This window comes from Arthrobacter sp. E3 (assembly GCF_017353415.1).
Classification (GTDB): Bacteria; Actinomycetota; Actinomycetes; order Actinomycetales; family Micrococcaceae; genus Specibacter.
Genome location: NZ_JAFMPX010000017.1, coordinates 13,166 through 26,436, shown reverse-complemented (window position 1 = coordinate 26,436; position 13,271 = coordinate 13,166). Strand labels below are relative to the sequence as shown.

Here is a 13,271-nt window from a genome sequence, read left to right as displayed (position 1 = left end):
GAAGGCTGCGGCATTTCACCGCCGCTGGTGATCTAGTCACTTTGCCGCCCCTGACTCTGGGGCCACCGTGGCTGGCCCCGCTGGAGGGGAATCCTCCGTGGATGTTCTAGGCACAGGGAAATGGAGGATGGTGCTGGAGGTGACGGTGAGATCAGCTAGCGCCTCCATGACACCGGGTTTCGTGAAGTTGCACGCTGTCAGTGGCCACTGGACATGGACCGCCTTTCCTGCGGTGTTGAGAAGCCACAGGTCGGGGACGATTTCCGCCATCGCCGGGCACTCGCCCCGATCCTGATGGTCACTGGGCTGCGCCAGGGCAGTCAGCAAGGGCTCGAAGTCACCGCTGAAGTGCTCCTCAACAATGGCGTAACGGGTATTGGGCTCAGACGTAGGCGACGGGCCGGCAGGCGCCGGCACCGAAGTCCACGACAAGTCCTGGCTGCAGCGCACCACCCCTGCAGTGACGAAGCCGTCGGGAACACTGCCTTTGAAGGACGACGTCGGGTCCTCCAGTTCCGTTGCGCCCGCACCGGGAACCGCCACCTTGCAGTCATAACTGTCCAGGACAACGGCAGGCTTGGGGACATAGTGGGTGACACCACCGGGAATCAGGCCGCACCCCGCCAAACCCAACACCAGGCTTCCCACCAACAAGCACCCCAGCGCAAGGGGAGCCGATGGCGCACGGCGGGTGGCCGGCGTCGTGCTTGCCCAGTGTTCGCTTCCTAAGCGTGGGATGGGGGAGTTGCTCATGGGGCACAGCGTAGCAAGGGGGGAGCGCGCGCGGGTCACGCATCGGTAAAGAGCTGGCCGCGATTGAGCCGGCAGCGCCTGATTCAAAACACGCGGGCGCAGTCAACTAGACTAGTTCAGGCGGGAGAAGCTACCCCGCCGCTTACTCGCACACGAGCTTAGGTAAAAACAGTAGATGTCAGAGATGTCCCAGAAGACGGCCGAAACGCCGGAATCAACCACCGAACCACTCCCGGTCCCAGACCCGCTTGATGAAGCCGCCGTTGGCGCCGCCGTCGAGAACGCGCTCGCAGCCATCGCCGCTGCCACCACGCTCGACGGTCTCAAAGCCGCCCGTCTGGCACACACCGGGGAAAAATCGCCACTGAGCCTGGCCAACCGCGAAATTGGCGGGCTGGCCAAGGAGTTCAAGGCTGCCGCCGGCAAGATCATGGGTGCCTCACGCGGTCGTGTTGCCAAGGCGCTCGCAGCCCGCACGGAGGTGCTCGAAGCCGAAGACGCCGCCCGGATCCTTGTCGAGGAGACGGTGGATGTCACCGCCGGACCCCGTCGCCGCCGGGCCGGTGCCCGCCACCCGCTCTCCACCCTGCAGGACCGCGTCTGCGACATCTTCGTGGGCATGGGCTGGGAAATTGCCGAAGGCCCGGAGCTGGAATCGGAATGGTTCAACTTTGATGCGCTGAACTTCGCCCCGGACCACCCGGCTCGCGAAATGCAGGACACGTTCTTCGTGGAACCGCCCGAAGCGCACCTGCTGCTGCGCACCCACACCTCCCCGGTACAGGTCCGCGCCCTGCTCGAACGCGAGCTGCCCGTCTACGTGCTGTGCCCCGGCAAGGTGTTCCGCACTGACGAGCTCGACGCCACGCACACCCCCGTTTTCCACCAGTTTGAGGGCCTGGCCATCGACAAGGACCTCTCCATGGCGGACCTGGTGGGCACGCTGGAGCACTTCACCCGACAGATGTTTGGCGAGGAAGCCCGCGTGCGGATCCGGCCGAACTTCTTCCCGTTCACCGAACCCTCCGCCGAGCTGGACATCTGGCACCCCGGCGCCAAGGGCGGCCCGCGCTGGATCGAGTGGGGCGGCTGCGGCATGGTCAACCCGAACGTGCTCCGCGCCGCCGGCATCGACCCCGACGAGTACTCGGGGTTTGCCTTTGGCATGGGCATTGAGCGGGCGTTGATGTTCCGCAATGAAGTCGGCGACATGCACGACATGATCGAGGGCGATGTACGTTTCAGCGAAAACTTTGGGATGGAGATTTAGTCCGTGCGTATTCCACTGACTTGGCTGCGCGAGTATGCGCAGGTGCCGGCAGGAGCAACTGCCGAAGACGTCATGACCGACCTGGTGAAGGTCGGCTTTGAAGAAGAGGCAGTCCACCGCCCCTCGGATGAGATCAGCGGGCCCATTGTGGTCGGCGTGGTTTTGTCCAAGGAGCCGGAGGCGCAGTCCAACGGCAAGACCATCAACTGGTGCACCGTCCGTGTGGTGCCGGAAGGTACCGAGCAGACCCTGGACATCGAGGGCATCGACCCCTCCGGCGTACAGGGAATCGTGTGCGGTGCGCACAACTTCGAGGTGGGGGACAAGGTTGTTGTCACCCTGCCAGGATCCGTGCTGCCCGGAGACTTCCGTATTACCCCCCGTAAGACCTACGGCCACGTCTCCGCCGGCATGATCGCCTCCGTCCGCGAGCTGGGCATCGGCGAGGACCACGACGGAATCCTCGTCCTGTCCACCCTGGGACTGGACCCGGACGTGGGCTCCGACGCTCTGGCGCTGCTGGGCCTTGAGGACGAAGCCGCTGAAATCAACGTGACCCCGGACCGCGGCTACGTGTTCAGCATCCGTGGCGCCGCCCGCGAATACGCCCACGCCACCGACAGCGTCTTCGTTGACCCGGCCTCCCTCGTGGAGGTCACGCCAGCCACCGGCCCCGGCCATGGCATCCGGCTGGCCGATGAAACCCCCATCTACGGCAAGGACGGCTGCGACCGCTTCGTGGCCCGCACCGTGCGCGGCATCAACGCGGCGGCACCGACCCCGACGTGGATGTCCTCGCGCCTGCGCCTGGCTGGCATCCGTTCGCTCTCGCTCCCCGTGGACATTTCCAACTACGTGATGCTGGAACTAGGCCAGCCGCTGCACTTCTACGACGCCGACAAGGTCGCCGGGGAGATTGTGGTGCGCCGCGCCGCTGCCGGGGAAACGCTGAAAACCCTCGACGGCAAGGTCCGCAAGCTCGACCCAGAAGACCTGCTCATCACCGATGACAGCGGCGCCATTGGCGTAGCCGGCGTCATGGGCGGGGCCTCCACAGAGGTCAACTCAAAGACCGTCAACGTGCTGATTGAGGCTGCGCACTTTGAGGAAGTCTCCATTGCCCGCTCGCGCCGCCGCCACAAGCTGCCTTCGGAAGCTTCCAAGCGCTTTGAGCGCGGCGTTGATCCCGCCGTCGCCGCCATCGCCGCGCAGCGCGCAGTGAACCTACTGGTCGAGCTGGCCGGCGGCACCGAGGACACCACTTCCACCGACGTTGGCACGCCCGCCGTCGCAGGCCCCGTGTTCCTACCGTTGGGGTTCACCTCAGCGCGCATCGGCATTGAGTTCTCGCAGGAGCAGATCATCGGCTCCCTCAGGGACCTCGGCGCCGTCGTGGAGAAGGTCGACGGCGGATATTCCGTCACAGCCCCAAGTTGGCGCTTCGACCTGGTCACGAAGGAGGACCTGACGGAGGAGGTGATTCGCCTGGTAGGGTACGAGCAGATCCCCTCCACACTGCCCACGGCACCTCCGGGCCGCGGTTACTCCCGCGTACAGCAGCAGCGCCGCCGTGCCGTCCAGGCCTTGGCTGACTCCGGCCTGACTGAAATTCTGGCCTACCCGTTCGTGTCGAAGTCCTCCAACGAGACCTTCGGCGTGGCCACGGCAGGGCAGGAACGCGCCGCCGTGAAGCTTGCCAACCCGCTGAGTGAAGAGTTCGGTTTCCTGCGGACCTCGATCCTGCCTGGCCTGATTGAGATCGCCAAGCGGAACCACTCGCGCGGCTTCCACGACCTGGCGTTATTTGAGTCAGGGCTGGTGTTCCTGCCCTCGGGAACACTGGGCTCCGGCTCCATTCCGCCGCTGGGTGCCAGACCGTCCGACGACGTTTTGGACGCACTGGATGGAGGCATTCCGTACCAGCCTTTGACCATGGCCGCAGTCTTCACGGGCAAGGATTCCCCGGTAGCCCCGGGCCATGCCCCGCGTGCCTGGGACTGGGCGGATGCAGTGGATGCAGCCCTCCTTGTCGCCGACGTGACAGGCGTGGAACTTGTTGTGGCGCAGGGTTCGCACCAAGCCTTCCACCCCGGCCGCGCCGCACAGCTAAGCCTGCGCACCGGGGAGGTTGTCGGCTATGCCGGCGAGCTTCACCCGAAGCTGCTGGCCGAACTGAACATGCCTGCCCGCTCGGTGGCGATGGAAATCAACGCCGAAAAGGTGTTTGACGCAGCAGCCGACGTCATTGTTGCCAAGCCCATCTCCACCTTCCCGCTGGCCACCCAGGATGTTGCCTTGGTTGTGCCTGCGGACATTCCAGCGCAGACAGTGCTGGAAACCCTGCGTGAAGGTGCTGGAGAACTGCTTGAGGACATCGCCTTGTTCGATGAGTACCAGGGCAAAGGCATCCCTGAGGGCCGGAAGTCGCTGGCCTTCGGGCTGCGCTTCCGTGCAACGGACCGCACGCTGACGGCGGACGAGGCTTCGGCAGCCCGCGCGTCGGCCGTGGAACTGGCTGCGGAACGCTTCGGCGCAACACAGCGGTAGGTATCCGGTGTCGCGACAGGCCCGGCCGTGGTGGCCGGGCCTGTTAGCGCCGCTGACGTTTGGTGACCTTGCCGTGGCCGGGGCAGATCCATGAAACATCGAGCGCTTCCAGGACAGCAGTGGACGCCAGCGCCTTGTCGGTGTCCGTAATCAGCGGCCGGAAAACTGCTTCAGTGATCCGTCGCCACGCACCCTGGCTGCATCCCCGCAAAAGAGAGCGTTGCCCCAGGCTAAGGCGAAATGACCGGGTGTATGTCCCGGAGTGGGCACAGCCGTCATGCCCTGAGGGAAGCCCGGTGATTCGCCCAGATACAAGACTGTGTCAGGCAGTTTTGGCGGCATGATCATCGACAATAGTTTCCGTACAAGTGTGCCCGGGACCGCGCGTCCCGCAAGGATGTCCGCATCGGCACGACCGATCCATAACTGCCCACCGGCCGCCGCCGCCACCATCTGCGCGGCACCGGCATGGTCCGTGTCTCCATGTGTCAGCAGAACCTGGCTCACATCACCAAGGATGCCGGCGGTGTCCAACTCAGCGATGACTGCCTTAGCACCCATGGCCATCCCCGGATCGACAACCACATAGGAACCGCCCAGTGGAATGACATAGCCGTTGGCACCCTGCGACTTTTGGAGCTGAAACGCCCCGCTCTCAAGCTTGATCATAAGTCCAGCTTCGCACGGCCCGGTTCGATTAAGTCTCGCAGGTGCTGCTGGAATTGGCGGAGGTGACCGTGCCTCGCTGATGCTGAAGACATGCCCTAGAATTGGCCTTCTCCGCTCATGCAGGGCGGATTATTGTGACGACCAAACTATCGAGATGACGGTAAACATGGCACTGCTCAGTCGGCCCATGCCAGGGACGCTCCCCATGACGTTCAAGATGTTGGTGGCCATCCTCATCCCATCAATTCTGATCACAGTGCTGGCAGGGCCGTCGGCCAGCATGGGATTTGGCCTGGCTATGGGGCTGGGCATGGCGGTCACTCCTGTGAGCAAGCCACAGCAGGCGGGCGTGTTGATCTTCATTGCTGCGGTGCTCGGCTCCCTGGCCTCGCTGGCGGGGTCGACCCCCTGGGCTGTCGCACTGCTGATACTGCTGTCCGCACTGTTGTTTGCCGCCTCGAATCGACGTTCGGCCGGCCTGCTGTCACTGACACCCATCATCGTCATTCTTTTTGGGCCCGGAGCGGTTGATCTCAGTTGGTGGGAAGCCGGCCTGTGGGTCATTGCGGGAGGGGTTGTTGGCGGGCTGGTCACCAAGATCCTGAAGCTTCAGGCCCCCGTCCGCCCCGTCAACACGTTCATCGCATGGGAACACGGGATCACCGTGGGCGTGCTGTGTGCAGCGGTTATGTATTGGACCCTTGCCAGCAGCATCCCCCACGGCTACTGGATTGCCGTCACGGTGCTCATGGCCCTGCGGCCGCTGCCTGAGGAGCGCCGCGACACTTTGAATGGGCGGCTGGTTGGCACCTTCCTCGGGGCCATCATTGCGTTGCTGGCCGTTGTCTTCTTGCCCGTCTGGGGAGCCCTGATCGTCGCGGCGCTGTCCATGTTCTTCCTGATTTGGTACACCCTGGGAGGGGCCTACATCATGCAGGCCCTGACACTGACGCCCATGCTGTTGATCTTCTCATCGCTGGGCGACTACAATCTCGGTCTTGAACTGACCGTTGAACGGGTGGGATTCACCATCGTCGGCATTGCTGCGGCGATAGTGGTGGCATTGATTCTTCGCAGCTGGGAGCAGCGCCGTCAAGGCAGAAAAGGTCTGGCTGCCTGAGACCGTATCGACGACCATCATCGATACTGCAGCACCTGCGGGTGCTCCGCCCTGACCGCAATTCATACTGCAGCACCTGCGGGTCATCGAGTCTGACACCCGCAGGAGCCGCAGTATGGATTGAATCAAGAGGCCCAACCCGCGCCTGCTGCAGTATCAACTGGGGGGGGTGAGGCCTTTACGGCTCCAGAATGACCTTGCCGGTCGTCTTTCGACCCTGCAGCGCCGTGTGGGCAGCTCCAGCATCGGCCAATGGGAAACGGATGCCAATACGGGCGGATAGGTGCCCTGTGGCGGCGGCGTTGAAAACTTCGGTGGAGCGCCAAATACGTTCCTGGGCATTGAGCAGGTAGTCACCCAGCTTGGGCCGGGTCACCGTGAGCGAACCGCCGGAGTTCAGCCGTTGCAGGTCAAACGGTGGCACCTGGCCGGAAGCGCCACCAAAAAGCACAAGTGTGCCCCGGGTGCGCAACGACGCTAAGGAACCGTCGAACGTGTCCTTCCCGACGCCGTCGTACACCACATCCACGCCGACGCCGTCGGTGAGCTCACGCACTTGGGCCGCGAAGTCCGCATAGCGCAGCACCGAATCGGCGCCGGCCACGCGGGAGAGTTCCTCTTTTTCGTCGGTGGAGACTGTGGTGATGACCCTGGCCTCGCGCTCCTTGAGCATTTGCGTCAGCAAAAGGCCCACCCCGCCCGCGCCGGCATGCAGCAAAACCGTTTGGCCCGGCTCCACCCGATACGTCGAGTTCATCAAATAGTGGGCCGTCATGCCCTGCAGGGGGAGTGCTGCGGCAACATCCAGCGGCACAGCGGAGGGGACGCGTAGGGCCTTATCCGCCGAAACCAGGGCGTATTCGGCGTAACAGTTGATGCCCTCGGCGGTGGCCACGAGATCGCCCGCCTCAAAATCGACAACACCGGGCCCCACTTCCACCACTTTCCCGGCAGCTTCGGCGCCCGGTGTAAACGGGAACGGCACAGGGTAGACCCCTTCGCGCTGGTAGCTTTCAATGAAGTTCACACCTATGGCAGCAACCTTGATCAACAATTCACCCGCACCCGGCGACGGCATGGGGATCTGTACCAGCTTCAAAACTTCGGGCCCGCCCGGGGCGGCGGCGACAATGGCGTTGCAGGTCTCGGTCATGATGAACTCCCAATAGGTTGCTGTCGAATCGTTGGGGTGCGGACCCCATCATCATCATAGAACTGGACGGCCCAAGAACATATGGATAAATATCGATGACAATGAATAATTCTGCTGTATAGTCGTTTTATGACAATTTCAGTAGCCGTCTCAGGAGCCAGTGGATACGCCGGGGGAGAGGTGCTGCGCCTGCTGGCCAGCCACCCCGACGTGAGCATCGGGGCCATCACCGCCCACAGCAACGCGGGAACACGGCTGGGGGACCTTGCACCGAACCTGTATTCCCTGGCGGAGAGGATCCTTGTTGACACCACCGTGGAGAACCTCTCAGGGCACGACGTCGTGTTCCTGGCACTGCCGCACGGGACCTCCGCAGCGATCGCCGCACAACTGTCCGCAGACACCCTTGTAATCGACGCCGGAGCCGACCACCGGCTGGAAGATTCCGCCGCATGGGAGAAGTTCTACGGTTCGGAGCACGCAGGAACCTGGCCCTACGGCCTGCCTGAACTGCCCGGCCACCGTGAGCGGATCCGCGGGGCCAAGCGCATCGCCGTCCCCGGCTGCTACCCCACCAGCTCACTGCTGGCGCTCATGCCCGGATTCGCCGCGAACGCGCTGCTACCGGACGACGTCGTGATTGTCGCAGCATCTGGAACTTCCGGTGCCGGCAAGGCTGCCAAGGTCAACCTGATCGGCGCCGAAGTCATGGGCTCCATGAGCCCGTATGGCGTGGGCGGCGGGCACCGGCACACCCCGGAAATTCAGCAGGGGCTCTCCAATGCCTCGGGCCTGGACGTGAAAGTTTCCTTCACACCCACCCTTGCCCCGATGAGCCGCGGCATCCTCACCACGGCCACCGCCAAGGTTTCCGCCGACATTGCCGCACTCGACGATCCCGAAGCGGCGCTGCGCGAACTGTGGACCAAGGCCTACCAGGACGAGCCCTTCGTCCGTGTGCTGCCGAAGGGCCAATGGCCCTCCACCAAATCCGTCCAGGCCTCCAACTACGCAGCCCTGCAAATCGCGTACGACGCCAATGTCAACCGCGTCATCGTCTGCTGCGCCATCGACAACCTGACCAAGGGCACGGCCGGCGGGGCGGTACAGTCTATGAATATCGCCCTCGGCTTGCCCGAGACCACTGGCCTTACCCTTCAAGGAGTAGCACCATGAGCGTAACCACAGCACTTGGCTTCCGGGCCGCCGGCGTCACTGCAGGACTGAAGGCCTCCGGGAAGCCGGACATGGCCCTCGTGGTCAACGACGGTCCGCGGAAGAGCGCCGCCGCCGTTTTCACCAGCAACCGCGTTGCGGCAGCACCCATCCACTGGTCCCGCCAGGTGCTCAGTGACGGCCGGGTTGACGCCGTGGTGCTGAATTCCGGTGGCGCCAATGCGTGCACGGGTCCCGAAGGATTCCAGAACACGCACGCCACGGCCGAAAAGGTCGCCGCCGTGCTGGGTATCTCCGCTACTGACGTTGCCGTCTGCTCCACCGGCTTGATCGGCGAGCAGCTTCCCATGGAGAAGATCCTGCCCGGTGTTGAGGCTTCCGCTGCTGCCTTGGCGGACGACGGCGGAGCTGCCGCCGCCACCGCGATCATGACCACCGACACCGTCCCCAAGGAAGCGTCCTGGGCGTCCCCGGTCAATGCTGACGGCTTCAGCTACAGCATTGGTGGCATGGCCAAGGGTGCCGGCATGCTGGCCCCGGGGCTGGCCACCATGCTCGTTGTCATCACCACCGACGCCACAGTTGCTGCCGAGGGGCTCGACGCAGCCCTGCACGACGCCGTCCGCGTCACGTTCAACCGGGCCGACTCCGACGGTTGCATGTCCACGAACGACACTGTGCTGCTCATGGCCTCCGGCGCGTCCACAGCGTTCCCCGACATGGACGAATTCACCGCCGGCCTCACCGAAGTCTGCGCCAAATTGGCCCGTGGCCTCATCGCGGACGCAGAAGGTGCCAGCCACGACATCGCCATCACCACCATCCACGCAGACAGCGAACGCGACGCTGAAATTGTCTCCCGCTCCGTGGCCCGCTCCAACCTGTTCAAGGCCGCCATCTTCGGCAACGACCCCAACTGGGGCCGTGTCCTTTCCGCCGTGGGCACCACCGACGCAGCATTTGACCCCGACAAAATCAGCGTCAGCATCAACGGCGTTCAGATCTGCCGCAACGGCTGCATTGGCGACTCCCGCGACCTCGTTGACCTCACCCCGCGTGAAGTCACCGTCCAGATCGATCTCAACGCCGGACTGTCCGAGGCCACGATCTGGACCAACGACCTTACACACGCCTACGTCGAAGAAAACAGCGCCTACTCCTCCTAACGCTTCGGGCGCCTGCCGTGGCTGGGTTGGGCGGCGGACCTGGCATTTTCCGCCCGGCTATCCGACGCGTCGGCCGCTAGCGGCCTTGGGCGGCTCCTTTACGCCGAGCTACAAAAATGCCAGGCCCGCCGCGTGACTGGAACAGCCGGGGCGCCGCCGGGGGGTGGAGCTTGAATGCAGGAGACAACAGGATTGAAGGAAGACATGATGAATTCGGTGGAAATCGCGCAGGGCAAGGCCAGCACGCTGATTGAGGCGCTGCCGTGGATCCAGCAGTTCGCTGGCACTGTGGTGGTGGTCAAGTACGGCGGCAACGCCATGATCAACGACGAACTCCGCCGCGCCTTCGCCGAAGACATTGTCTTTATGCACCATGTGGGGATCAAGCCGGTTGTGGTGCACGGTGGTGGGCCGCAGATCAACGCGATGCTCAAGCGCCTCGACATCAAGAGCGAGTTCAAAGGCGGGCTGCGCGTGACCACCCCGGAGGCCATGGACGTGGTCAGGATGGTGCTTACGGGTCAGGTTGGCCGCGAGCTGGTGGGCCTGATCAACGAACACGGCCCTTACGCCGTCGGGCTTTCCGGTGAGGACGGTGCACTGCTGCAAGCTGAACGGACCGGCACCGTGGTGGATGGCCTGCCCGTGGACCTGGGGCTGGTAGGCGAGGTGGTGGGCGTGAATCCCGGCTCCATCCTGGACCTGCTGGAAGCCGGCCGGATTCCGGTGATTTCCACGGTGGCCCCCGAGGTGGGGGATGCCTCCACGGTGCTCAACGTCAACGCGGACACGGCCGCCGCCGCCCTGGCAGTGGCCCTGGGGGCGTCGCGCCTTGTCATCCTCACGGATGTGGAGGGTTTGTACGCGAATTGGCCGGACAAGTCGTCGCTGCTGAGCGAATTGAGTGCCAATGCCCTGCGCGAGATGTTGCCGGGGCTTGAGGCAGGAATGATCCCCAAAATGGGTGCCTGCCTGGCCGCGGTCGACGGCGGCGTGGAACGTGCCTCTGTCGCGGACGGGCGCAGCGCCCACTCGGTCCTGTTGGAACTGATGACTTTTGAAGGCAATGGAACACAAATTTTCGCGGATGAGGATGACAAGTGATGAGTGAAGCAACGCAAGGTTCCGGCGCAGAGCCGAAGCGCACAGAGCCTAAGCGCACCGATCTGACAGGGAAAGAGTCGACAGGCAAAGAGCTGGGCAACGCCAATGCCGCCGCCGTGGCCGGCACGGGGACCAGTGCGCAGTGGCTCGCCCGCTACAGCAAGTCGCTCATGGGCGTCTTTGGCAGCCCGCAGCGCGTGCTGGTGCGCGGTGCCGGATCCTTAGTCTGGGACGCTGACGGCAAGGAGTACCTGGACCTGCTCGGCGGCATCGCTGTCAACGCCCTGGGCCACGCGCACCCCTTTGTTACGTCCGTCATTGCCAGCCAGCTCTCAACGCTGGGGCACGTCTCCAACTTCTTCACGAGCCCCACGCAGATCGCCCTAGCCGAGAAGCTGCTGGAATTGAGCCAGGCGCCGGAAGGCTCCAAGGTCTTCTTCGCCAACTCCGGCACCGAGGCCAATGAGGCTGCGTTCAAGCTTGCACGTGCCCACGGGGGAGCGGAGCGCCCCACCATCCTGGCGCTCGAGGGCGCCTTCCACGGCCGCACCATGGGCGCCCTGGCCATGACGGCGAAGCAGGCCTACCGCGAGCCCTTCGAGCCCATGCCAGCTGGCGTGCGCCACATTGCCTTCAACGACATTGATGCGCTGCGCGAAGCCATGGACAGCACCGTGGCAGCACTGATCCTGGAACCGATCCAGGGCGAGGCCGGTGTTCGGCCACTCTCGCCGGAATACCTGCAGGCAGCACGGGAACTGAGCAGTGAACACGGCGCCCTGCTCATCTTTGACGAGGTGCAGACGGGCGTAGGCCGCACTGGAAGCTGGTTCGCCGGCATCACGGCGGGGGTGACTCCCGATGCCATGACGCTGGCCAAGGGCCTGGGCGGTGGTTTCCCGATCGGGGCCATCATCACCTTTGGCGAGGCACCCTCCCACCTGCTCAGCGCGGGGCAGCACGGCACCACCTTCGGCGGAAACCCGGCAGCAACCGCCGCAGCCCTCGCCACCTTGCACGTGCTGGAATCCCAGAATGTGCTGGCCAACGTGCGTGCCATCAGCGAGCTCTTCGCCCAGGGCCTGGCCAAGATCGACGGCGTTGGCGAGGTCCGCGCGTTCGGCCTCCTTGTCGGTTTCGACCTGACTGAACCGGTGGCCGCCGGCGTTGTCAGTGCAGGGCTGGACGCCGGGTTCATTGTCAACGCACCCGGACCGCACACTATTCGCCTGGCCCCGCCGCTGAACCTGAGCGCGGATCAGGCGCAGTCGTTCCTGACTGCACTGCCCGCATTGATCGCCACAGCAGTGGCCGCACAGCATTCGAAAGAGAATTCCTGATGACACGCCACTTTCTTGTAGATACCGACCTGAGCCCGGTCGAGCAGGCGGAAGTGCTGGAGCTGGCCGCGGAGCTGAAGAAGCAGCCGTACTCCAAAAGCACGTTTGCCGGTGAGGGCTCCGGCGCGCAGACGGTGGCCGTGATCTTTGACAAGACTTCCACGCGCACCCGCGTCTCCTTCGCCGCGGGCGTTGCGGCGCTCGGCGGAAACCCGCTGATCATCAACCCCGGTGAGGCGCAGATCGGCCACAAGGAATCCGTTGCCGACACGGCGAAGGTCCTCGAGCGCATGGTCTCCACCATCGTGTGGCGCACCTACTCCCAGGCCGGCCTGGAGGAAATGGCCGCCAATTCCAAGGTGCCCGTCATCAACGCCCTTTCCGACGACTACCATCCCTGCCAGCTGCTCGCGGACCTGCTCACCATCAAGGAGCACAAGGGCGAACTGGCCGGATTGACCATGACGTACATGGGTGACTCCGCCAACAACATGGCCAACTCCTACCTCCTCGCCGGAGTCACTGCAGGCATGCACATGCGTATCACCGGCCCCGCAGGCTACCTTCCTGCGGACGACGTCGTAGCTGCCGCCAACGAACGCGCGGCCCTCACCGGCGGCTCGGTGCTGGTCACCACTGACGTGGCCCAGGCCGTTGCCGGTGCCGACGTCCTGGTCACCGACACCTGGGTGTCCATGGGCCAGGAAGCGGAAAAGGCGGAGCGCATGGAACTTTTCAAGGCCTACGCACTGGACGAGGCCGCCCTCGCACAAGCCGACCCGGCCGCCGTCGTGCTTCACTGCCTGCCCGCCTACCGCGGCTACGAGATCGCCGCTTCGGTCATTGACGGGCCGCAGTCTGTGGTGTGGGACGAGGCCGAGAACCGCCTGCACGCACAGAAGGCGCTCATGGTGTGGCTGGTGGAAAAGACAGCCGCTGAAGCCGCTGTCGCTCGAGGGACTGGCAGCTGACC

11 protein-coding genes are annotated in these 13,271 nt (G+C 64.3%); 8 read left to right on the top strand and 3 right to left on the bottom strand.

Annotation, left to right across the window (positions count from 1 at the left end; all coding sequences use genetic code 11):
- Positions 1-36 precede the first annotated feature (36 nt).
- Positions 37-753 carry a hypothetical protein gene (locus tag JMA46_RS09070; protein ID WP_207345020.1) on the bottom strand — a complete coding sequence of 239 codons (717 nt, stop codon included), beginning with the start codon at positions 751-753 and terminating at the stop codon, positions 37-39.
- A 184-nt stretch (positions 754-937) separates the two neighbouring features.
- Between JMA46_RS09070 and pheS the strand changes: the two genes are divergently transcribed.
- Both pheS and pheT read left to right on the top strand, forming a co-directional pair.
- On the top strand, positions 938-2,023 hold the full coding sequence (gene pheS / locus JMA46_RS09065) for a phenylalanine--tRNA ligase subunit alpha (RefSeq protein ID WP_247647193.1): 1,086 nt from the start codon (positions 938-940) through the stop codon (positions 2,021-2,023).
- A 3-nt stretch (positions 2,024-2,026) separates the two neighbouring features.
- A complete protein-coding gene (pheT, locus tag JMA46_RS09060; protein ID WP_207345018.1) occupies positions 2,027-4,570 on the top strand; it encodes a phenylalanine--tRNA ligase subunit beta in 2,544 nt (847 codons plus the stop codon).
- A 150-nt stretch (positions 4,571-4,720) separates the two neighbouring features.
- Here pheT and JMA46_RS09055 read toward each other — a convergent pair whose 3' ends face one another.
- Entirely contained in the window at positions 4,721-5,239 is a 519-nt protein-coding gene (locus JMA46_RS09055) for an MBL fold metallo-hydrolase (RefSeq protein ID WP_207345017.1), read from the bottom strand.
- Positions 5,240-5,393: 154 nt separating this feature from the next.
- Here JMA46_RS09055 and JMA46_RS09050 point away from each other — a divergent pair, with 154 nt between their 5' ends.
- Positions 5,394-6,359 carry an FUSC family protein gene (locus JMA46_RS09050; RefSeq protein ID WP_207345016.1) on the top strand — a complete coding sequence of 322 codons (966 nt, stop codon included), beginning with the start codon at positions 5,394-5,396 and terminating at the stop codon, positions 6,357-6,359.
- A 178-nt stretch (positions 6,360-6,537) separates the two neighbouring features.
- On the opposite strand, the gene JMA46_RS09045 is transcribed toward JMA46_RS09050, so the two are convergent.
- Positions 6,538-7,512: a quinone oxidoreductase gene (locus JMA46_RS09045; RefSeq protein WP_207345015.1), complete on the bottom strand. Its 975-nt coding sequence runs from the start codon at positions 7,510-7,512 to the stop codon at positions 6,538-6,540.
- Between the two features lie 129 nt (positions 7,513-7,641).
- On the opposite strand from JMA46_RS09045, the gene argC reads away from it, so the two are divergent.
- The 5 genes from argC (at position 7,642) to argF (ending at position 13,269) form a co-directional block, all read left to right on the top strand.
- Entirely contained in the window at positions 7,642-8,688 is a 1,047-nt protein-coding gene (gene argC / locus JMA46_RS09040) for an N-acetyl-gamma-glutamyl-phosphate reductase (protein ID WP_207345014.1), read from the top strand.
- Positions 8,685-9,854, top strand: coding sequence for a bifunctional glutamate N-acetyltransferase/amino-acid acetyltransferase ArgJ (gene argJ, locus JMA46_RS09035; protein WP_207345013.1), 1,170 nt, complete (start codon positions 8,685-8,687; stop codon positions 9,852-9,854). Before argC ends, argJ begins: the two co-directional genes overlap by 4 nt.
- 207 nt (positions 9,855-10,061) lie before the next feature.
- Positions 10,062-10,958 (top strand): acetylglutamate kinase, encoded by an 897-nt coding sequence (argB, locus tag JMA46_RS09030; RefSeq protein WP_207345062.1) that lies wholly within the window; start codon positions 10,062-10,064, stop codon positions 10,956-10,958.
- Positions 10,958-12,298, top strand: coding sequence for an acetylornithine transaminase (locus JMA46_RS09025; protein ID WP_207345012.1), 1,341 nt, complete (start codon positions 10,958-10,960; stop codon positions 12,296-12,298). Before argB ends, JMA46_RS09025 begins: the two co-directional genes overlap by 1 nt.
- Positions 12,298-13,269, top strand: a complete 972-nt coding sequence (gene argF, locus JMA46_RS09020; RefSeq protein ID WP_207345011.1) for an ornithine carbamoyltransferase — start codon at positions 12,298-12,300, stop codon at positions 13,267-13,269. Before JMA46_RS09025 ends, argF begins: the two co-directional genes overlap by 1 nt.
- Positions 13,270-13,271: the final 2 nt, after the last annotated feature.

Excerpts from the sequence above, each read along its gene's own strand:
- JMA46_RS09070 (WP_207345020.1), bottom strand. The coding sequence starts at position 753 with ATGAGCAACTCCCCCATCCCACGCTTAGGAAGCGAACACTGGGCAAGC.
- pheS (WP_247647193.1), top strand. The coding sequence starts at position 938 with ATGTCCCAGAAGACGGCCGAAACGCCGGAATCAACCACCGAACCACTC.
- JMA46_RS09055 (WP_207345017.1), bottom strand. The coding sequence starts at position 5,239 with ATGATCAAGCTTGAGAGCGGGGCGTTTCAGCTCCAAAAGTCGCAGGGT.
- JMA46_RS09050 (WP_207345016.1), top strand. The coding sequence starts at position 5,394 with ATGACGGTAAACATGGCACTGCTCAGTCGGCCCATGCCAGGGACGCTC.
- JMA46_RS09045 (WP_207345015.1), bottom strand. The coding sequence starts at position 7,512 with ATGACCGAGACCTGCAACGCCATTGTCGCCGCCGCCCCGGGCGGGCCC.
- argC (WP_207345014.1), top strand. The coding sequence starts at position 7,642 with ATGACAATTTCAGTAGCCGTCTCAGGAGCCAGTGGATACGCCGGGGGA.
- argJ (WP_207345013.1), top strand. The coding sequence starts at position 8,685 with ATGAGCGTAACCACAGCACTTGGCTTCCGGGCCGCCGGCGTCACTGCA.
- argB (WP_207345062.1), top strand. The coding sequence starts at position 10,062 with ATGAATTCGGTGGAAATCGCGCAGGGCAAGGCCAGCACGCTGATTGAG.
- JMA46_RS09025 (WP_207345012.1), top strand. The coding sequence starts at position 10,958 with ATGAGTGAAGCAACGCAAGGTTCCGGCGCAGAGCCGAAGCGCACAGAG.
- argF (WP_207345011.1), top strand. The coding sequence starts at position 12,298 with ATGACACGCCACTTTCTTGTAGATACCGACCTGAGCCCGGTCGAGCAG.